Source organism: Streptomyces sp. NPDC097129 (genome assembly GCF_055668065.1).
Map to the genome: position 1 here is coordinate 1,199,288 of NZ_JBVOQE010000001.1, position 19,246 is coordinate 1,218,533.

The 19,246-nt window shown below is 73.0% G+C and carries 17 protein-coding genes, 1 tRNA gene and 2 pseudogenes; 11 read left to right on the forward strand and 9 right to left on the reverse strand.

Going from position 1 to position 19,246, the window contains the following annotated elements:
- Positions 1-28: 28 nt before the first annotated feature.
- Positions 29-2,071, reverse strand: coding sequence for an RDD family protein (locus tag AC0B9F_RS05410; protein ID WP_471998883.1), 2,043 nt, complete (start codon positions 2,069-2,071; stop codon positions 29-31).
- A 228-nt stretch (positions 2,072-2,299) separates the two neighbouring features.
- On the opposite strand from AC0B9F_RS05410, the gene AC0B9F_RS05415 reads away from it, so the two are divergent.
- Positions 2,300-2,713: an SsgA family sporulation/cell division regulator gene (locus tag AC0B9F_RS05415; RefSeq protein ID WP_471998884.1), complete on the forward strand. Its 414-nt coding sequence runs from the start codon at positions 2,300-2,302 to the stop codon at positions 2,711-2,713.
- Positions 2,714-2,736: 23 nt separating this feature from the next.
- On the opposite strand, the gene AC0B9F_RS05420 is transcribed toward AC0B9F_RS05415, so the two are convergent.
- Positions 2,737-4,143: an FAD-binding oxidoreductase gene (locus AC0B9F_RS05420; RefSeq protein WP_471998885.1), complete on the reverse strand. Its 1,407-nt coding sequence runs from the start codon at positions 4,141-4,143 to the stop codon at positions 2,737-2,739.
- Between the two features lie 92 nt (positions 4,144-4,235).
- Between AC0B9F_RS05420 and AC0B9F_RS05425 the strand changes: the two genes are divergently transcribed.
- Positions 4,236-5,654 (forward strand): tetratricopeptide repeat protein, encoded by a 1,419-nt coding sequence (locus AC0B9F_RS05425; protein ID WP_471998886.1) that lies wholly within the window; start codon positions 4,236-4,238, stop codon positions 5,652-5,654.
- A gap of 19 nt (positions 5,655-5,673) precedes the next feature.
- On the opposite strand, the gene hppD is transcribed toward AC0B9F_RS05425, so the two are convergent.
- Positions 5,674-6,819, reverse strand: coding sequence for a 4-hydroxyphenylpyruvate dioxygenase (gene hppD / locus AC0B9F_RS05430; protein WP_471998887.1), 1,146 nt, complete (start codon positions 6,817-6,819; stop codon positions 5,674-5,676).
- A 125-nt stretch (positions 6,820-6,944) separates the two neighbouring features.
- Here hppD and AC0B9F_RS05435 point away from each other — a divergent pair, with 125 nt between their 5' ends.
- The 7 genes from AC0B9F_RS05435 (at position 6,945) to AC0B9F_RS05465 (ending at position 12,012) form a co-directional block, all read left to right on the forward strand.
- On the forward strand, positions 6,945-7,427 hold the full coding sequence (locus AC0B9F_RS05435) for an Lrp/AsnC family transcriptional regulator (protein WP_471998888.1): 483 nt from the start codon (positions 6,945-6,947) through the stop codon (positions 7,425-7,427).
- Positions 7,428-7,446: 19 nt separating this feature from the next.
- Positions 7,447-8,094: an ABC transporter permease gene (locus AC0B9F_RS05440; protein WP_471998889.1), complete on the forward strand. Its 648-nt coding sequence runs from the start codon at positions 7,447-7,449 to the stop codon at positions 8,092-8,094.
- Positions 8,095-8,125: 31 nt separating this feature from the next.
- Positions 8,126-9,400 (forward strand): betaine/proline/choline family ABC transporter ATP-binding protein, encoded by a 1,275-nt coding sequence (locus AC0B9F_RS05445; RefSeq protein WP_471999012.1) that lies wholly within the window; start codon positions 8,126-8,128, stop codon positions 9,398-9,400.
- A complete protein-coding gene (locus AC0B9F_RS05450; RefSeq protein ID WP_471998890.1) occupies positions 9,397-10,212 on the forward strand; it encodes an ABC transporter permease in 816 nt (271 codons plus the stop codon). The genes AC0B9F_RS05445 and AC0B9F_RS05450 overlap by 4 nt, the downstream gene beginning before the upstream one ends.
- A gap of 74 nt (positions 10,213-10,286) precedes the next feature.
- Positions 10,287-11,168, forward strand: a complete 882-nt coding sequence (locus AC0B9F_RS05455) for a glycine betaine ABC transporter substrate-binding protein (protein ID WP_471999013.1) — start codon at positions 10,287-10,289, stop codon at positions 11,166-11,168.
- 81 nt (positions 11,169-11,249) lie between these two features.
- The gene (locus AC0B9F_RS05460) at positions 11,250-11,825 is read left to right on the forward strand and encodes an ArsR/SmtB family transcription factor (protein ID WP_471998891.1); all 576 of its coding nucleotides are present in this window, start codon (positions 11,250-11,252) and stop codon (positions 11,823-11,825) included.
- 10 nt (positions 11,826-11,835) lie between these two features.
- On the forward strand, positions 11,836-12,012 hold the full coding sequence (locus AC0B9F_RS05465) for a hypothetical protein (protein WP_471998892.1): 177 nt from the start codon (positions 11,836-11,838) through the stop codon (positions 12,010-12,012).
- On the opposite strand, the gene AC0B9F_RS05470 is transcribed toward AC0B9F_RS05465, so the two are convergent.
- The 5 genes from AC0B9F_RS05470 to AC0B9F_RS05490 form a co-directional block, all read right to left on the reverse strand.
- Entirely contained in the window at positions 12,009-12,800 is a 792-nt protein-coding gene (locus AC0B9F_RS05470) for a S16 family serine protease (RefSeq protein ID WP_471998893.1), read from the reverse strand. The genes AC0B9F_RS05465 and AC0B9F_RS05470 overlap by 4 nt on opposite strands.
- A 276-nt stretch (positions 12,801-13,076) precedes the next feature.
- The gene (locus tag AC0B9F_RS05475; RefSeq protein ID WP_471998894.1) at positions 13,077-13,718 is read right to left on the reverse strand and encodes an IclR family transcriptional regulator; all 642 of its coding nucleotides are present in this window, start codon (positions 13,716-13,718) and stop codon (positions 13,077-13,079) included.
- A gap of 308 nt (positions 13,719-14,026) precedes the next feature.
- Entirely contained in the window at positions 14,027-15,829 is a 1,803-nt protein-coding gene (locus tag AC0B9F_RS05480) for a DEAD/DEAH box helicase (protein ID WP_471998895.1), read from the reverse strand.
- A gap of 118 nt (positions 15,830-15,947) precedes the next feature.
- On the reverse strand, positions 15,948-16,415 hold the full coding sequence (locus AC0B9F_RS05485; RefSeq protein WP_471998896.1) for a type II toxin-antitoxin system death-on-curing family toxin: 468 nt from the start codon (positions 16,413-16,415) through the stop codon (positions 15,948-15,950).
- Positions 16,412-17,902 (reverse strand): MFS transporter, encoded by a 1,491-nt coding sequence (locus AC0B9F_RS05490; RefSeq protein WP_471998897.1) that lies wholly within the window; start codon positions 17,900-17,902, stop codon positions 16,412-16,414. The genes AC0B9F_RS05485 and AC0B9F_RS05490 overlap by 4 nt, the downstream gene beginning before the upstream one ends.
- Positions 17,903-18,076: 174 nt before the next feature.
- Here AC0B9F_RS05490 and AC0B9F_RS05495 point away from each other — a divergent pair.
- Together AC0B9F_RS05495 and AC0B9F_RS05500 are read left to right on the forward strand one after the other, a co-directional pair.
- Positions 18,077-18,148 (forward strand) — tRNA-Cys (locus tag AC0B9F_RS05495).
- Between the two features lie 56 nt (positions 18,149-18,204).
- A pseudogene (locus AC0B9F_RS05500) lies at positions 18,205-18,327 on the forward strand (IS5/IS1182 family transposase); the annotation flags it as partial.
- Positions 18,328-18,539: 212 nt separating this feature from the next.
- Here AC0B9F_RS05500 and AC0B9F_RS05505 read toward each other — a convergent pair.
- Positions 18,540-19,208: pseudogene (locus AC0B9F_RS05505) on the reverse strand (bifunctional DNA primase/polymerase); the annotation flags it as partial.
- Positions 19,209-19,246: the final 38 nt, after the last annotated feature.

Below are 19,246 nucleotides of genomic sequence, written 5' to 3' on the forward strand. Positions count from 1 at the left end.
GCGGAACGGGCGCCGGGGTGACGCCCCCTCAGCCCGCGACGAACGTGTGCGCCGCCTTGTCGTGCCAGCACTGGTGCCACGGGCGGTCGAACAGGCACCACACGACACCGATCACGCCCACGGCGAGCAGGCCGGGGACGCTGTAGACCAGCCAGCGGCGCAGCGCCGCGCCGAACGACGGGGCGTCGTGGCCCTCGATGTCCCGCACGTCGAGGCCGAGCAGCTTCTTGCCGAGCGTGCGGCCCCAGCGGGCGGTGGGCAGCGCCTCGTAGAGGACGCCGGCCACGAGCAGGACCGCGAGCACGATGGCGAGGTAGACGCCCGTCGTGCCGTCCAGGAGCCACACGGTGACCTCGCGGCCGGACAGCCGGGCCGCGTCCACCTTCTCGCTGATGTGGTCGGCGGCCTTCGTCCCGAGGGGTACGGCGGCCGTGGCGGTGACGGCGCCGAGCACGAGTGTGTCGATCAGCCGGGCGGCCAGCCGCTTGCCCAGGCTCGCGGGGCGCGCCGACGCCTGACACCGGGCGGCGGCCTGGAACACGTCCTCGACGGGCGGCTTCCAGGGCGCCACGGGCTGCTCGCCGTCCGCGGCCCCGGCCAGATGGTGCACCTGCTGCGCCCAGGAGGCCTGCCCGCCACCGGGACCGGTGGTGAGCGGCGTGGGGGCGGGCTGGTGCCCGGGGGTGGGCTGGTGCCCTGCGGTGGGCAGGTGCCCGGGAGTGGGCTGGTGCCCGGGGAGGGGCTGCGGTGCGGCGGGGGCGGGCTGGGGTGCGGCGGCCTGGTGCGGGACGCCGGGGGCGGCGGCGGTGGAGACGGGTGCGGCGGACGCGGGCGCGGCCGAGGCGGGGGTGGACCGCTGGGGGCCGGACGGCGGGGTGGCCGCAGCTCCGGCGGCGCCGCCCGGCGTCCGCGTCCCGGCCGACGGGTCAGCGGCGACGCCGGACCCGGGTGCGCCGAAGCCCGCCGCGCCGACGGCGCCCTGAGCACTCTGGGGACCCTGGGGGCCCTGTGCCGCCGGGGTGGGGCCGGCCTGCGGGGCCTGGCCGGCCGGGGTGGAAGGCGTGCCTGCACGGGGGGAGACCGCTCGGAAGGTGATCGTTCCTTCGTCGGCGCCGCGGCCCCCGCCGGTCCGGGCGCCGCCGCCAGCGGAGGCCGCCGGGGAGGATGGGGAACCCTGGGAAGTCCGGGAAGCCTGGCCCGCGCCCGCCCCGCCGGTCGGACGCCGGAAGACGAACGTGCCGTCGGCCGGCACGTCACCCGCAGCCGGTACGGCCCCCGCAGTCCCGGCCGTGCCCGGCGTTCCGGCCGTACCCGGGGCCGGGGCCGTACCCGGGGCCGGGATCGTGCCCGGCGTCCCGGTGTGGCCGGGGGCCGGCCGGCTGTCGGCCGGGAGGCGGGGGTCGGCGCCCGGTGCCGCGCCCCACGAGACGCGCCGGTCCTGTTCCCCGCCGAAGCCGGACTGCTGGGACCGCTCGGCGCCCCACGAGGACGCCGGCTCCGGCCAGCCGCCCTGAGCCGCACCGCCGTGCCCGGCCCCGCCCTGAACCGAGCCCTGCCCGGCACCGCCCTGAACCAGGCCCTGCCCGGCGCCACTTTGCGCCGCACCGCCCTGAGCCGCACCGCCCTGGGCGGCGCCCCCCGGCGTCGCGCCACCGACGTGCGCGCCGGCGTGCCCGGCGCCGCCCTGAGCCGCGCCGCCCGGAACGGCACCGGCACCGGCACCGGCCCCGCTCGCCACCGGCCCCTGCACGAGGGCGCCATGGCCGCCGCCGGCCGGTCCGGTGCCGCCGGGCGCCGGGCCGTCGTGCGGTGTCGTGCCCGGGTCCCCGGCGGCCGGTGCCGGCTGCGGGTCCTCGTCGAAGAAGTGCGGGCCGGTCTCCTCGACCGCGGGGGCCGCCGGGCGGACGCCCGGTGGGGGTGTGAGCAGTTCGCCGTCCGTCGGCGCCGGACGGCTGGTGCCCGGTACCCAGGCGGCACCGTTCCAGTACCGGACGTATCCGGGGATGGACGGGTCCGGGTAATAGCCTTCGCGGGGCCGGTCGTCGCCGGGGGCCGGGGTTGGGGCGCTCATGTCCGTCGTCCCGTATCTGTCGAGGGGGTCGTATGACGGCCTCCACATCTATCAGACGAGCGGCGGCGCCACTGCCTCTCCCGCCGGACCCACCCCTTTCCGGGCAACGCCGTACCCCTTCCTTCACCTCCCGGGAAAAAATTCCCGGAACCCGCGTAATGCTCGCGGCCCGGCGCCCTCTCCCCCGTGCGGGCCCACCGCAGGGCCCCCGACACGAGAGGAAGGTCAATGACGCACACCGTCGTGGAGCGCGAACTGGAGCTGCGGCTGGTCCTGTCGCCGGAGCGTGCCCTCCCTGTCCCGGCCCGCCTGGCCTACCGCACCGACGACCCCTACGCCGTCCACCTCACCTTCCACATCAACTCCGACCACCCGGTGGACTGGACGTTCGCCAGGGAGCTGCTGGTGGAGGGCGTGTTCCGGCCGTGCGGGCACGGGGACGTGCGGGTGTGGCCGACGAAGTCCGACGGGCACAGCGTCGTCCTGATGGCGCTCAGCTCGCCGGACGGCGACGCCCTGCTCGAGGCGCCGGCCGCGCCGGTCTCGGCGTGGCTGGAGCGCACGCTGCGGGTGGTGCCGCCGGGCACCGAGGGCGAACAGCTGGGGATCGACGACGCGCTCGACCAGCTGCTCGCACGGTGAGAGCGGCCGCCGGGGACGAGCGGTCAGAAGAGCTTTCCGGGGTTGAGGATGCCCAGCGGGTCGAAGACCTGCTTGACGGCCCGCTGCATCTCCACGCCCACGGGACCGATCTCCCGGGCCAGCCACTCCTTCTTCAGCACACCTACCCCGTGCTCGCCGGTGATCGTGCCGCCCAGTTCCAGGCCGAGGGCCATGATCTCGTCGAAGGACTCACGGGCGCGCCGCGACTCGTCGGGGTCGGCGGCGTCGAAGCAGACGGTGGGGTGGGTGTTGCCGTCGCCGGCGTGCGCGCACACGCCGATGGTCAGGCCGTACTTCTCGGCGATGCGCTCGACGCCGGTGAGCATGTCGCCGAGCCGGGTGCGGGGCACGCACACGTCGTCGATCATCGTCGTGCCCTTCACCGCTTCCAGGGCCGTCAGGGACAACCGGCGCGCCTGGAGCAGCAGTTCGGACTCGGCGGCGTCGTCGGCGGGGACGACCTGGGTGGCGCCGGCCGCCTCGCACAGCGCGCCGACGGCGGCGAGGTCGGCGGCCGGGTCGGGGGTGTCGAAGGCGGCGAGCAGAAGGGCCTCGGTGGTCTCGGGCAGGCCCATGTGGGCCAGGTCGTTGACCGCCCGGACGGTCGTCGAGTCCATCAGTTCGAGGAGTGACGGGACGTGCCCGGCCTCCATGATCGTGCAGACGGCGTCGCAGGCGGCGGACACCGAGGCGAACTCCGCCGCCAGCACCAGTTGCTCGGGCGGCTTCGGCTTGAGCGCGAGGACGGCCTTGACGACGATGCCGAGGGAGCCCTCGGCGCCTACGAACAGCCGGGTCAGGTCGTATCCGGCGACGCCCTTGGCGGTGCGCCGGCCGGTGGACATCAGGCGGCCGTCGGCGAGGACGACGTCGAGACCGAGGACGTACTCCGCGGTCACCCCGTACTTCACGCAGCACAGGCCGCCGGCGGCGGTGCCGATGTTCCCGCCGACGGTGCACATCTCCCAGCTGGAGGGGTCGGGCGGGTAGTACAGGCCGTGTTCGTTCACCGCGCGGGAGAGCGCCGCGTTGATCACGCCCGGTTCGACGACGGCGACGCGGTCGACGGGGTTGATCTCCAGGATGCGGTCCATCCTGGTCAGGGACAGCGCGATGCAGCCGTCGGTGGCGTTGGCGCCGCCGGACAGACCGGTGCGGGCGCCCTGCGGGACGACCGGGACGCGCAGCTCGGTGGCGGTGCGCATGACGTGCTGGACCTGCTCGACCGTGCGCGGCAGGACCACGACGGCGGGCGCGCCGGCCGGGCAGAAGCTCGCCATGTCGTGGGCGTAGGAGGCCGTGACGTCCGGGTCGGTGACGACCGCCTCGGCCGGCAGGGCGGCGCGCAGCCGGTCGACGAGGTTGCCGGTCTGCTCGTCGCGGGGCGCTTCGATACGGCTCATGATCACAGGTTCGCACCCGGGGCCATCGGTGTGAACCCCGTGTACTGCGGCCGCCGTATGCCCGGGGGCGGCCCGGGCGGCGACGCACAGTGAACGTCATGGAGAACCAGGAGTGTGCCGTGGAAGCCGCCGCGCCGGTGCGTCGCCGGTGGCCCGTCCGGGTCCTTCTCACCTCGCTCGCCGCCTCCCTCGTGCTCGGCGGGGCGCTGGCGCTGTGGCCCGCCCGTGAGTCCGCCCGGCAGCCACCGGCGCCGGCCCCGGGGGCGCAGGCGCAGGCCGCGGTGCGCGCCGGGGTGCCGGCGGCGCTGCCCGGTCTGGACGCCCTGATCGGCGACCGGGAGGCGTATGTGCGCACGCATCCCAAGGACGCGCGGGCGTGGGCGGTGCTGGGCGCGGCGTACGTGGAGCGGGGGCGGCGGACGGCGGACGCGGCCGGGACGTTCCCGAAGGCGGAGCGGGCGCTGCGCACGTCGCTGGCGGTGCGGGGGCGGGGCAACGCCGAGGCGCTGGAGGGGCTCGCGGTGCTGGCGAACGCGCGGCGGGACTTCCGGGCGGCGCGCGGCTTCGCGGAGGAGGCGCTGACGGCGCAGCCGAAGCGGTGGTCGGCGTATCCGGCGCTGATCGAGGCGTGCACCGGGCTCGGTGACTACAAGGCGGCCGGCGGCGCCCTGGACCGGCTGGCGGCGGCGCCCTCCGGCCCGCGGGTGCGGGCGTGGAGCGCGGACGCGTACCGGGACCAGGGGCGGCGGGAGGACGCGGCGGCGGCGCTGGCGGACGCGGCGGCTGCCGCGCAGGATCCGGCCGAGCAGGCGGCGTATCTGGAGCAGGCCGGGCGGCTGGCGTTCGAGCGCGGAGAGCCGGACGCGGCGCTGCGGCACTTCGAGGAGGCGGTGCGGCTGGACCCGGACCAGCGGGCGGCGCAGGCCGGGCAGGGGCGGGCGCTGGCCGCGCTGGGGCGCACCTCGCAGGCGCTGAGCGCGTACCGGGTGGCGCTTCAGCGGCAGCCGCTGCCCGAGTACGCGCTGGAGCTGGGCGAGTTGTACGAGTCGCTGGGGCTCGCGCAGCCGGCCCGGGTGAACTACGACCTGGTGCGCGAGCGGGCCCGGCTGGACGCGCGGGGCGGGGTGGACGACACGCTGGTCCTGGGCCGTCTGGAGGCGGACCACGGGGACCCGGATCAGGCGGTACGGCTGCTGCGCACCGAGTGGCAGCGCCAGCCCGGCGTCGAGGTGGCCGACGCGCTGGGCTGGGCGCTGCACCGGGCGGGGCAGGACGCGGAGGCGCTGCGCTACGCGGCGACCGCGACGGACCGGGAGCACGGCGGCACGGTGCGCAGCGCCCCGTACGCCTATCACCGCGGGATGATCGAGAAGGCCCTGGGGCAGGAAGGGCCCGCCCGCAGGCACCTCCAGGAGGCGCTGCGGATCAACCCGGACTTCTCACCGCTGGCCGTCCGCGAGGCACGGACGGCGCTGACGGCGCTGGGCGAGCCGCCGGAGGCCGAGGTTCCGCGCTGACCTCCGGGCGGACCGCCGGCTACAGATTCCCGCGCTTCTCCTGCTCCCGCTCGATCGCCTCGAACAGGGCCTTGAAGTTGCCCTTTCCGAAGCCCATGGAGCCGTGCCGTTCGATGATCTCGAAGAACACGGTCGGCTTGTCCTGGACCGGCTTGGTGAAGATCTGCAGCAGGTAGCCGTCCTCGTCGCGGTCGGCGAGGATCTTCAGCTCGCGCAGGGTGTCCACGGGCACGCGGGTGTCGCCGACCCACTCCCCCAGCGTGTCGTAGTAGGAGTCCGGGGTGTCGAGGAACTCCACGCCGGCCGCGCGCATGGTGCGCACGCTGGCCACGATGTCGTTCGTGTTCAGCGCGATGTGCTGGCAGCCGGGGCCGCCGTAGAACTCCAGGTACTCGTCGATCTGGGACTTCTTCTTGGCGATCGCCGGCTCGTTGAGCGGGAACTTCACCTTCAGCGTGCCGTCGGCCACGACCTTGGACATCAGCGCCGAGTACTCGGTGGCGATGTCGTCGCCCACGAACTCCTTCATGTTCGTGAAGCCCATGACCTTGTTGTAGAAGGCCACCCATTCGTCCATCTTGCCGAGTTCGACGTTGCCGACGCAGTGGTCGATCGCCTGGAAGGTGCGCTGCGCGGGCGGCTCGACGATCGGCTTGGCGGCGGCGTAGCCGGGCAGGTAGGGGCCGTCGTAGCCGGAGCGCTCGACGAGGGTGTGGCGGGTCTGGCCGTAGGTGGCGATCGCGGCGAGGACGACCGTGCCGTGCTCGTCCTTCAGCTCGTACGGCTCGGCGACGCTCTTCGCGCCCTGCTCGACGGCGTAGGCGTAGGCGGCGCGGGCGTCCGGCACCTCGATGGCGAGGTCGACGACGCCGTCGCCGTGCTCGGCCACGTGCTGGGCGAGGAAGTGGCCCCAGACGGTGGCGGGCTTGATCACCGAGGTGAACACGAACCGGGCGGAGCCGTTCTCCAGCACGTAGGACGCGGTCTCGCGGCTGCCGTTCTCCGGTCCGGAGTACGCGACCAGCTTCATGCCGAAGGCGGTGGAGTAGTAGTGCGCGGCCTGCTTGGCGTTGCCCACGGCGAAGACGACCGCGTCCATTCCCTTGACCGGGAAGGGGTCGGCCTGCCGGGCGGCGTCGGGAGTGTGGTGTGTGGTCTGCGTCATAGCCGAAGCCTGGCCCCGCCCTGCAAGGTGCGCAATAGTTTGCGTATTCACTGGGCATTCTGCTCAGTCGTACGGCCGGAGCATCAGCCTTTCTGTACAGGATGCCCACCCCGGGAGGAACTGCTGTGGCGATCGATCATCTGGACGGCCGGATCATCGTGCTGCTGGCACAGGAACCGCGGATCGGGGTGCTGGAGATGTCCCGGCGGCTCGGGGTGGCGCGCGGGACCGCGCAGGCGCGCCTGGACCGGCTTCAGTCGAACGGAGTCATCCGCGGATTCGGTCCCGAGGTGGATCCGGCGGCCCTCGGCTACCCGGTCACCGCGTTCGCCACGCTGCAGATCCGGCAGGGCCAAGGCGCCGACGTCCGGGCCCACTTGGCGAGTGTGCCGGAGGTGCTGGAGCTGCACACCACCACCGGCACCGGGGACATGCTGTGCCGGCTGGTGGCCCGCTCCAACGCCGATCTCCAGCGGGTGATCGACCGGGTCGTCGGTTTTGATGGCATCGTCCGGGCCTCCACCGCGATCGTGATGGAGAACCCCGTGCCGCTGCGGGTCATCCCGCTGGTGCAGCAGGCGGCGCAGGACCGGGAACGGACCATGTGACCCGACGGGGGTGAGGCCGGTGAACTTCTGGGAGTACCTCGGCAACCGCCATCAGCAGTTGCTCACCGACGCCTACCAGCACGCCAGCGCCGTCTTCCAGTGCATGGTGCTGGCGACCGCGCTGGGCGTGCTCATCGCCGTCGCGACCTATCGCAGCGAGTGGGCGGGCAACGTGGCGACGCTCACCACGTCGACCATCCTCACCGTCCCCTCCCTGGCCATGATCGGTCTGCTGGTCCCGGTCGTGGGGCTCGGCGTGCCGCCCACGGTGATCACGCTGACCCTGTACGGGCTGCTGCCGGTCGTGCGCAACGCGATCGTCGGCCTGCGCGGGGTCGATCCGGCGCTGGTGGACGCGGCGCGCGGCATCGGCATGTCCCGGCCGGCACGGCTGGTGCGCGTCGAGCTGCCGCTGGCGTGGCCGCCGATCCTGACCGGCATCCGGGTCTCCACGCAGATGCTGATGGGCATCGCCGCCATCGCCGCCTACGCCTCCGGGCCCGGGCTCGGCAACGAGATCTTCCGCGGGCTGGCCTCGCTGGGCAGCAAGAACGCGCTCAACCAGGTGCTCGCGGGCACCCTCGGGATCATCGTCCTGGCCCTGCTGTTCGACGCCGCGTACGTCCTGATCGGACGGCTGACCATCCCCAGGGGGATCCGTGCCTGACGTGCCCGTGCCCGCGCCCGAGGCCTCCGACATGCCCGGCGTGTCCGGCCCGTCCGGCGCGCCCGCCGCACCGGCCGCGTCCGTCGCCGGGGCGGCCATCGAGCTGGAGAACCTGACCAAGCGCTACCCGGGCAACCCCCACCCGGCCGTCGACAACGTCAGCATGGAGATCAAGGCCGGCGAGACCGTGATCCTCGTCGGCCCGTCCGGCTGCGGGAAGTCCACCACGCTGAAGATGATCAACCGGCTGATCGAGCCGACCGGCGGGCGCATCCGCATCGGCGGCGAGGACGTCACCGACATGGACCCGGTGAAGCTGCGCCGCAAGGTCGGCTACGCCATCCAGTCGGCCGGGCTCTTCCCGCACATGACCGTCGCCCAGAACATCGCGCTGGTGCCGAAGATGGTCGGCTGGTCCAAGTCCCGCATCCGCGCCCGGGTGGAGGAGCTGCTGGACCTGGTCGGGCTCGACCCCGGCGAGTTCCACGGCCGCTACCCGCGCCAGCTCTCCGGCGGGCAGCAGCAGCGCGTCGGCGTGGCCCGGGCGCTGGCCGCCGATCCGCCGGTGCTGCTGATGGACGAGCCGTTCGGCGCGGTCGACCCGATCACCCGCGACCATCTCCAGGACGAGCTGATCCGCCTGCAGCGCGAGCTGCACAAGACGATCGTCTTCGTCACCCACGACTTCGACGAGGCCATCAAGCTGGGCGACCGCATCGCGGTGCTGCGCGAGCGCTCGCACATCGCCCAGTTCGACACCCCGGAGGCCATCCTGACCAACCCCGCCGACGACTTCGTCTCCGGGTTCGTCGGCGCCGGGGCGGCCCTGAAGCGGCTGAACCTCACCCGCGTACGGGACGTGGAGATCACCGACTATCCGACGGTCACCGTGGACACCCCGCTGCAGCAGATCTTCGGGCTGCTGCGGGCCGCCGGCACCAACGAGATCCTGCTGCTGGACCGGCGCCGGCGCCCCTACAAGTGGCTCAGGCGCGGCGACCTGATGCGGGCCCGGGGTTCGCTTGCGCGGGCGGGCACGCTGGTGCACGACACGGTGACCCGGGACGCGACCCTGCGCGACGCGCTGGAGGCGGTGCTCACCGACAGCGCCGGGCGGGTCGCGGTGACCGGGCGGCACGGGGCGTACACCGGCGTCGTCGACATGGAGACGCTGATGAACTCCGTGCACGAGCTGCTGGAGGCCGACCGGCTGGAGGCGATGGAGCACCAGCACGAGCTGGCGGAGGCGCGCTCGGCGCAGACGCACGCGGAGCAGGAGGGCGAGCCCGGGGGACGCAAGGCATGAGCGACACCGGGGAGCTGAGGGACGACCGGGCCGACGAGGAGGAGCCGCCGCCCGCGGTCCGGCCCGTCGCGCGGCGGCGGGTGACCTGGCAGAAGCTGACCTTTCTGCCCCTGACGCTCATCGCCGTGCTGCTGGCGACCTGGCTGTGGTTCCAGCAGGCGGACCTGGACCCGATCTCGAAGAACGCCCTGTCCGGCGGCCAGGTCTCCAAGGCGCTGTGGCAGCACGTGCAGCTGACGGTGATCTCCACGTTCTTCGTGCTGATCATCGCGATCCCGCTGGGCGTGCTGCTGACGCGCCGGTTGTTCCGCCGGGCCACCCCGGTGGCGATGGCGTTCGCCAACATGGGTCAGGCCACGCCGGCGATCGGTCTGCTCGCGCTGCTCGTGATCTGGCTCGGCATCGGCCGCCGGGCCGCCCTGATCGGCATCATCGCCTACGCGATCCTGCCGGTGCTGTCCAACACGATCGCCGGTCTGCGCGCCAACGACCCGACGCTGCTGGAGGCGGCCCGCGGCATCGGGATGTCCCCGTTCGGGGTGCTGCGGCGGGTGGAACTGCCGCTCGCGGTGCCGCTGATCCTGGCCGGGGTGCGCACGGCGCTCGTACTGAACGTCGGCACGGCGACGCTGGCCGCGTTCGGCGGGGGCGGCGGCCTGGGGGTACTCATCACGACGGGCATCACCAACCAGCGGATGCCGGTGCTGGTGCTGGGCTCCGTCCTCACCGTCGCGCTGGCGTTGCTGGTGGACTGGCTGGCGTCCCTGGCGGAAGTCCTGCTGAAGCCGCGCGGGCTGGAGGTGGGGACGTGAGACGACGCCTCCGCGCCCTGGTGACGTGCGCGCTGCTGGCATCGGCCGGCTGCGGGCTGACCAGCGGCTCCCCCATGTCGGACGACGTGCGTCCCGGTCTGATCGGCAAGGGCGAGCCGCTGAAGGGGGCGGATCTCACCGTCACGTCGAAGTCGTTCACGGAGAGCCTCATCCACGGCGCGATGATGGGCATCGCGTTGCAGGCGGCCGGCGCGCACGTGCTGGACCGCACCGGCATCCAGGGTTCCATCGGCGGCCGGGAAGCGCTGAAGAACGGCGACGCGGACGCCATGTACGAGTACACGGGCACCGCGTGGATCACGTACCAGGGCAACAGCACGCCCATCCCCGACCCGCAGCAGCAGTGGCAGGCGGTGAAGGACGCCGACGTCAAGCAGGGGCTGACCTGGCTGCCGCCGTCGCGGCTGAACAACACCTACGCGCTGGCCATGAACCAGGCCGCGTTCAAGAAGTACGGCACGAGGACCCTGTCGGACGTGGCGGCGCTGGCGAGGAAGGAGCCGGGCGCGGTGACCCTGTGCGTGGAGGGCGAGTTCGCCAACCGGGCGGACGGGCTGCCGGGCATGGAGAAGAAGTACGGCATGCACATCCCGGCGAAGAACGTCACGCAGATGGACACCGGGATCATCTACACCCAGACGGCGAAGGGCAGTTGCACGTTCGGCGAGGTGTTCACCACGGACGGGCGGATCCGCTCGATGAACCTCGTGGTGATGGCGGACGACAAGAAGTTCTTCCCCAACTACAACGCGGCTCCGGTGATCAACACGAAGACCTACCGGAAATGGCCCGCGATCGCCCAGGTGCTGGCCCCCCTGACGGCCCGGCTGGACAACAAGGTCGCGCAGGAGCTGAACGCGAAGGTGGACGTGGACGGTGAGGACCCGCACCAGGTGGCACTGGACTGGATGAAGAAGGAGGGGTTGGTGAACTAGGGGCGGGATCGGGGGCGTTGAGGCAGAGCGAGTTACAAAGAAGCCGTTGCAAAGAGATCTTTGCAACGCTACCTTTGGAACATGTCCGACCAGACGAACCCCCGGCTGCTCGACGCCCGTTCACTGCGCGGGCTCGCTCATCCCCTGCGGATGCAGCTGCTCGTGGCCTTGCGCCGGAACGGGCCCGCCACCGCCTCACAACTGGCGGACCGGCTCGGCGAGTCCAGCGGCGCCACCAGCTATCACCTGCGCCAGCTCGCCGCGCACGGATTCGTCGAGGACGCGCGCGAACTCGGCAAAGGCCGGGAACGGTGGTGGCGCGCGGTGAACCAGGGCCTGGAGTTCGACAGCGCGCTGCTCAGGGACCCCGACCCGGAGGTGCGCGGCGCCGCCGCCGTGTACCGGTACGAGGTCGCCAACGTGCACACCCAGGAGGTCGCGACCTGGCTCGGCAACCCCGACGCCTGGCCCGCCGCGTGGGACAGCGCAAGCGACATGAGCGACTTCAAGCTACGGCTCACTCCGGAGCGTGCGGCCGAGCTCATCGAGAAGATGCACGCCCTCGTCACCAGTTACGACGAGACGCCGCAAGGCACTCCGGGCGCGGAGACCGTCCGTATCCACACCCACCTCTTCCCCACCCCGCCCCCGGCGTGAAAGGAACCCGATGCATCACGACATCCACCTCGCCCTGCACCACGCCCGCGCCACCGACCTGCGGGCCGAGGCCACAGCGCACGGCCTCGCCTCCGTGCCCCGTCCGCCGCGCCCCGAGCTGCGCAGCCGTCTCGGCTGGACCCTCGTCGAGGTGGGCCTGCGCCTCGCGACCCCCGGCGCCGCCTAGCAGCTCGGGACCGTGCCGTGGCCCTTCTCCAACGCGGCCAGCGCGTCCACCGCGTTCTTCAGGGTGGTGACCGGGACCAGCCGCAGGCCCTTGGGGAGCTCGCCCTTGGCGTCGGAGCACTCCGCCTTCGGTACGAGGAAGACGGTCGCCCCGTCGCGACGGGCGGCCTGCGTCTTCAGGCCCACGCCACCCACCGGGCCGACCGTGCCGTCGGCGTCGATGGTGCCGGTGCCGGCGATGGTGCGCCCACCGGTGAGGTCGCCGCCGCTGCCGTCGCCGTCGAGCTTGTCGACGACGCCGAGGGCGAAGAACAGTCCGGCGCTGGGCCCGCCGATGTCGGCCAGCTTCAGATCGACCTTGACCTTCTTGTCGCTGAGGTGGAGATAGCCCAGCGCGGCCTTGGCCGCCGCGTCCTGCGACTCGTCCATCTGCGCGATGTTGTGCCGCTCGATCTCCTTGACGCTGTTCCCGCTCGGGTACACCGCGTCGCGCGGCATGATCGCCCGGTCGGTGGCGAACCAGCCGTCGATGACGTCGCCGAGCGAGATGTGCGCGTCGGGCCCGGTCGCCTCGATGGTCGTCATCCGCAGCTGGCCGCTCGTCCTGCGGGTCGGCGCCCCGGTGATCGTGATGACCGGCGTGCCCTTGTGGTCGCCGAGGACGTTCGCCGTCGACCCCGGCTGCGCCACCGAGAACGGCAGCGGCGCGAACGCCGCCGTGGCGAGCAGCGCCACGACGGGCAGCGCGCAGACGGCGAGGGCCTGAAGGCGTGTGAGGCGAGAGAGCACGGAGCCAATCTAACGTGAGCCCGTTCCCCCATCCGCCGCCGGTCAGCGTCCGACCGGGGCCGCCGTCACTGCCCGCCCCGGACGCCGTGAGGCCCCGGTCCCGCCCGCCGCGGTCGTCGTTGAGCCCCGGTCCCGCCCGCCGTGGACGCGGTGAGGCCCCGGTCCCGCCCCGCCGCGGTCGCCGTTAAGCCCCGGCCGCGGTCGCCGTTAAGCCCCGGCCCCGTCCCGGGCCCCTGTCCGCCCGTCGCCGGTCGCCGGTCGCCGGTCGCCGCCAGGTCAGCGCAGCGCCTCCGCCACCTCGCGGGCCGCGTCGACGACACGCGCCCCCACCCGTTCCGGTACGGCGTCCGCGAGCATCACCACGCCGACGCTGCCCTCGACCCCGGTCACCCCGAGCAGCGGCGCGGCGGCCCCGCTCGCGCCGGCCTCCAGCTCGCCGTGCGTCAGCGTGTACCCGGGGTCCGCCAGCGGATTGGCCCGGGCCGCGAGTATCGCCCTCCCGGCGGCACCACGGTCCAGCGGATGCCGGAACCCCGCCCGGTAGGCCACGTGGTAGTCCGTCCACGACGGCTCGACGACCGCGACGGCCAGCGCCTCGGTCCCGTCCACGAGCGTCAGATGCGCGGTCGCCCCTATGTCCTCCGCCAGCGACCGCAGCGCCGGCAGCGCCGCCTCGCGGACCAGTGGATGCACCTGGCGGCCGAGCCGCAGCACGCCCAGCCCGACCCGGGCCCTGCCGCCCAGATCACGCCGTACGAGAGCGTGCTGCTCCAGCGTGGCGAGCAACCGGTACACAACGGTCCGGTTCACGCCCAGTTTGAGGGAAAGCTCGGTGACGGTCAGCCCGTGGTCCGTGTCGGCCAGCAGCTTGAGGACCCGCAGTCCCCGGTCGAGCGTCTGAGAGGTCTCCGCGGTCACGACGCCCACTCCTCCAAGTGGTGAGGTCGGCGGGCCTCCACAGGGACGGATGCGCCACCGAGTCCCGTCGGTGACGCGCAACGAAGGCCGCCGATCGGTGACGGTCCGGGTCATTCCGGACCCAGTCGCTTCACGGCTGCGCTCCGCGGCGGTTCTGCCACGGGGCGTGTGCGTAGCGGGACAGTAGCGAAGCAGGTTCGCTCAGCGGAAGGCTCCGTCCACAATCCGGGCAATGGCCGAGACGAACCATCTGTGTTTGTCCGGATACGTACAGCGCACGCTCGCGCCCGCACACCCCTCGTGGAGCGTCACTTCATGCGCGTGGCCCACTCCTGCACCTTGGCGATGCGCTGCCGCAGCTGTCCGGCCGTCGCCTCCGCGCTCGGCGGGCCGCCGCACGCCCGGCGCAGCTCGGTGTGGATGACGCCGTGCGGCTTGCCGCTCTGGTGGACGTACGCGCCGACCATGGTGTTGAGCTGGCGGCGCAGCTCCATCAGCTCCTTGTGCGTGACGACCGGCCGCCGCTCGGCGGGCATCTCCAGCAGGTCGGCCTCCTCGGCCGGCTTCTTCTTGCTGTGCGCGATCTGCTTGGCCTGCCGCTTCTGCAGCAGCATCTGCACCTGGTCGGGCTCCAGCAGGCCGGGGATGCCGAGGTAGTCCTGCTCCTCCTCGCTGCCGGGGTGGGCCTGCATGCCGAACTCGGCGCCGTTGTACATCACCCGGTCGAAGACGGCGTCGGACTCCAGCGCCTCGAAGGGCAGCATGTCCTGGTCGCCGGTGTCCTCGTCCTGCTGCCGCTCCGCCTCCTGGAGGAGCTTGTCCTCCTCGGCGTAGGGGTCCTCCTCGCCGTCCTTCTTCGGCTTGTCGAGGACGTGGTCGCGCTCGCGCTCCATCTCGTTGGCGAAGGAGAGCAGGTCGGGCACGGTCGGCAGGAACACGGACGCGGTCTCGCCGCGCCGCCTGGACCGCACGAAACGGCCGACGGCCTGGGCGAAGAACAGCGGCGTGGAGATCGTCGTGGCGTACACGCCGACCGCGAGACGCGGCACGTCGACGCCCTCGGACACCATGCGGACGGCGACCATCCATCGGTCGTCGCTCGCGCTGAAGTCGTCGATCCGCTTCGACGCGCCGGTGTCGTCGGACAGCACCAGGGTCGCCTTGTGGCCGGTGATCTCCCGGATGAGCTTGGCGTAGGCGCGGGCGGAGTCCTGGTCGGTGGCGATGACGAGGGCGCCGGCGTCCGGGATGGCCTTGCGGACCTCGGTGAGCCGCTGGTCGGCGGCGCGCAGCACGGACGGCATCCACTCGCCGCGCGGGTCCAGCGCGGTGCGCCACGCCTGGCTGATGGCGTCCTTGGTCATCGGCTCGCCGAGCCGGGCCTCGATCTCGTCGCCGGCCTTGGTGCGCCAGCGCATGTTGCCGCTGTAGGAGAGGAAGATGACCGGCCGGACGACGCCGTCGGACAGGGCGGAGCCGTAGCCGTAGGTGTAGTCGGCGGCCGAGCGGCGGATGCCGTCCGTCCCTTCCTCGTACGTCACGAAGGGGATCGGGTTGGTGTCGGAGCGGAACGGCGTACCGGTCAGCGCCAAGCGCCGCGTCGCCGGCTCGAACGCCTCCAGGCAGGCCTCGCCCCACGACTTGGAGTCACCGGCGTGGTGGATCTCGTCGAGGATGACGAGGGTCTTGCGCTGCTCGGAGCGGTTGCGGTGCAGCATGGGCCGCACGCCGACGCCCGCGTACGTCACGGCGACGCCGTCGTACTCGCGGCTCAGCGGCCCGGCGCTGTACTCGGGGTCGAGCCTGATCCCTATCCGGGCGGCGGCCTCGGCCCACTGCTTCTTCAGGTGCTCGGTCGGCGCGACCACGGTCACCTGCTGCACGACGTGGTGGTGCAGCAGCCAGGACGCCAGCGTCAGGGCGAAGGTCGTCTTGCCTGCGCCGGGGGTCGCGACCGCCAGGAAGTCACGTGGCTGCTCCTGGATGTACTTCTCCATCGCCCCCTGCTGCCAGGCACGCAGTTTGCTGGCGGTGCCCCAAGGGGCGCGGCCGGGAAACGCGGGCGACAGATGGTGCGAGTGTGACGAGGGGGAGCTGGCGGTGGTAGTCACGGTCTCCGGGATCAAGGTCGTGGCGGCTCGGCTACGTATGACAACCGGGCCACCCTACCGGCGCCGCACCACGCACCACGCGCGGACAAGCCCGGCTCGCCCCCGGGTGGGACTCACGTCACAGCGCCCTCAGCCGCCCCGCGATCACCCTCACGTCGCTCTCCTTGCCGGAGGCCACGTCGATGACCAGGTCGTACGCCGTGTCCTGGGCGCAGCCGGCGAGATCGACGCCGTTGACGGCGAGGAAGGTGGCCGCGACGAGCCACGCGGTGCGCTTGTTGCCGTCGACGAGGGGGTGGTTGGTGGCGAGCGCGTGCAGGAGTGCGGCGGCCCGCTCCCAGAGGTCGTCGCAGGCGGGCGTGCCGAACATCCGGGCGCGCGGCCGGTGCACCGCGGACCCGAACAGCCCGGCCTCCCGCGCCTCGGGGGGCCGCCCGCCGAACGCGGTCGCGGCGAGCGCGGCGACCTCGGCGACGGTGAGATGCCGGGCGACGGCGGCCGCGGCGCCGCCCTCGGCGGCGGTGAGATGCGGGGTGGCGGCGGACGCGGAGCCCTCGGCGGCGGTCGGGTGCCGTCGACGCCTCACCGCTCCCGCAAGCGCGTCGTCACCCAGACGCCCACCAGCGCCACGGCCGCCATCGGCAGGAAGACGGCGGCGAAGGCGGCCGGATGCGTCCCCGTGCCGGACGCCTGTGACGCCGTGTGGCTCACCGCGCCGCCGCCCAGGGTGGCGAAGGCCGCTCCCCCGGCGGCGAGCAGCAGGGCGTTGGACAGGCCGTCGGAGATCTGCAGCGCGGCGGAGTGGGCGCCGGCCTCCTCCGGGGCGGAGAGCTGGAGCAGCAGGACACTGGTGGAGGAGATCACCAGGCCCATCCCGAAGCAGCCGAATCCCCAGGCGACGGCGACCGTCCACGCCGGCACCGCGTCGATCAGCACGCTCGGCGCGGTGGTGATCGCCGCGGCGACCAGCACCATGCCGAGGGTCATCAGCCGCTCCCGGTACGGCTCCACGCCGGGCCGGGACTGCACCCACGAGCCCAGCGCCCAGGTCGCCCCGCCCGCCGCGAGCGACAGCCCGGCGAGGGTCGGTGCGAGGCCGCGCTGGGTGACCAGCATCAGCGGCACGAACGACTCGGCGGCGATGAAGGACCCGGCCGCGAGCCCGCGCAGCAGCACGACCGACGGCAGTCCGCGTGCCGCCCGGTACGTGCCGCGCGGCAGCAGCCCCAGCACCGCCGGCACGAGGAGCGCGGCCCCCGCGATGCCGGGCAGCAGCGACAGCGGGCGCAGGTCCTGCGCGGCGTACTGGAGCAGCCCGGCGCCGACGGAGATGCCGAGCGCGAGCCGGAGGCGGCGGCGGCCGGCGGAGGCCGCGCGTCCGGTGCTTCCGCGTCCCGGGGAGCCGCCGCCGTGCACCGGGCCGGACGCCCGCCGCCGTATCTGCGGCAGCGCGAGGGCCAGCGGGACGACGACGAGTACCGGGATGCCGGTGAACACCCAGCGCCAGCCGAGGTGTTCCGTCACCGCCCCGGCGGCCAGCGGGCCGACGACGGACGGTACGACCCAGCCCGCCGCGAACGCCGCCATGATCGCCGGCCGCAGCGGCTCCGGATAGGCCCGGCCCACGACCACGTACAGCGCGACGATCACCAGCCCGCCACCGAGTCCCTGCACGGCCCGCCCGGCGATGAACAGCCACATCGCGCCCGCCGTCCCCGACAGCAGCAGCCCGGCGCCGAACGCGGCGATCCCGCAGGTGAGCGCACCCAGCGGGCCGCGCCGGTCGGACCACTGCCCGGAGAGCACCATGCCGAACAGACTCGTCGTGAAGTACCCGGAGAAGGCGAACGCGTACAGCGACAGCCCGTGCAGCTCGCGGGCCGCGACCGGCATCGCCGTACCGACGGCGGTCGCCTCGAAGGCGATCAGCACGATGACGGAGACGATCCCGATGCTGAGGGCCCGGTAGGACCGGCTCAGCACGGTCTCGCGCACGGCGGGCGTTCCCGCGCCCGCCCCGTCGGCGGCCTGGTCGTGTGCGACGGCGTCGTCGCGCGGTTCGAGGGCGCTCATGGTCGCCAGGGTAAGGCCCGTAACGGAGTTGGACCCCTGTCGAGGCCTCCCTTCATGAACGGCGTGTGGCAGTCGCGTTGCACGGCCCGGGATTCCCTTGAGCCCTGCTCCCGCCCAGCCGTACGGTCAACGCACCGAGTTCGGAACGGAGTCCGCAGGACCCCACCCCGACCCGGCCGTGTGCCCGAGTGGTTCAGGGACTCGCCTGCAAAGCGAGTTACGCGGGTTCGATTCCCGCCACGGCCTCCGGCGCCTGACCAGGCAAAGGAGGGGGCGGCACCCCAGGATGGGTGCCGCCCCTTCCTGCCGTCCGTGGCGTTGAGTCATCCCAACGCCTGGGCCGGCACCGCTGGGTCGTTGAGCGGACCAGGTCCTGGCTGTCGGGCTGCCGACGCCTCCATCGCCGCTACGAGCGCAAGCCGGAACACTTCAAGCCAATCGACAACGGGCGGTGTCGCGAAGCGGACTTGCAGGCCCGGCTGAATGCCGGTGATGGTGACCGACTGCGGGTCAGAACGACAGCAGAAAGGACGCCCTTACGGACGACACTCTTCGGTTCACCCACGGCCGTCCGTGGCGTGGCCCGTACGGCGCCCTGCGGGCCGTTCGCGGGATCACGGGATGCTTTTCATGCCGCTCACTCCGAGGCTGTCTCAAGGCCGTTGGCGACCGCGCGGCGCGCGTGCGCCTCGGGGACTCCGACTGAGACGGCGGCGGCGACGATCTCCGCCCCGATGGCTTCCAGTCCGCACGAACCAGGGCAGTCCGCGTGCTGAGCCGCGAGGAACCGGGTCACCCCGAACGCTTGTGATACGGCGCCCGATTCGATGCGCCTGCGTACCTTGGCGAGGCCGCGTTCCAGGCCCGTGCGGACGTAGCGCTCGGTGTGCCGGCACCCGGTGGCAACCGTCCGGGTCCCAGGCGGCGGGGGTGGGGAGAGAAGAGACCACCTCGCCGCGCGCGTGGGTGGTCTCTTCCTTCACCGCAAGGGCCCGGACGACCGGCGGCAGATCCGTCATGGTGCCGCTGCCGGGACCCAGCCACCGGGCGTAGGACATCAGCGACTTGACGTCCACACCGGGCCGGACGGCATTGTGTGAGGTCATGGCGCCCTGGCAGATCCAGTGCTGACCACGTGTGGTCGACACGGTCCGGGTGGGGGGCACGTCTCGCGGGCCCACTCGACGGCCGCCGCGTTGTCGAGGTCCACCACGGTCAGGCCGGCCCCGCCGGGGTGGTAGCCGACGCAGACGGCCTCACGCCACGCCGGCGCCCACGCGGGCGAGAGGATCGCTTCCGGGTCGGTGATGACGCGGATTTCGAACACGTGAGTCCTTCCCCTCA

Bases quoted from the DNA above. Each gene is read 5' to 3' on its own strand.
- AC0B9F_RS05465 (WP_471998892.1), top strand. From the start codon at position 11,836: ATGCATCACGACATCCACCTCGCCCTGCACCACGCCCGCGCCACCGAC.
- AC0B9F_RS05490 (WP_471998897.1), bottom strand. From the start codon at position 17,902: ATGAGCGCCCTCGAACCGCGCGACGACGCCGTCGCACACGACCAGGCC.
- AC0B9F_RS05425 (WP_471998886.1), top strand. From the start codon at position 4,236: ATGGAGAACCAGGAGTGTGCCGTGGAAGCCGCCGCGCCGGTGCGTCGC.
- AC0B9F_RS05450 (WP_471998890.1), top strand. From the start codon at position 9,397: ATGAGCGACACCGGGGAGCTGAGGGACGACCGGGCCGACGAGGAGGAG.
- AC0B9F_RS05410 (WP_471998883.1), bottom strand. From the start codon at position 2,071: ATGAGCGCCCCAACCCCGGCCCCCGGCGACGACCGGCCCCGCGAAGGC.
- AC0B9F_RS05455 (WP_471999013.1), top strand. From the start codon at position 10,287: ATGTCGGACGACGTGCGTCCCGGTCTGATCGGCAAGGGCGAGCCGCTG.
- AC0B9F_RS05415 (WP_471998884.1), top strand. From the start codon at position 2,300: ATGACGCACACCGTCGTGGAGCGCGAACTGGAGCTGCGGCTGGTCCTG.
- hppD (WP_471998887.1), bottom strand. From the start codon at position 6,819: ATGACGCAGACCACACACCACACTCCCGACGCCGCCCGGCAGGCCGAC.
- AC0B9F_RS05460 (WP_471998891.1), top strand. From the start codon at position 11,250: ATGTCCGACCAGACGAACCCCCGGCTGCTCGACGCCCGTTCACTGCGC.
- AC0B9F_RS05445 (WP_471999012.1), top strand. From the start codon at position 8,126: ATGCCCGGCGTGTCCGGCCCGTCCGGCGCGCCCGCCGCACCGGCCGCG.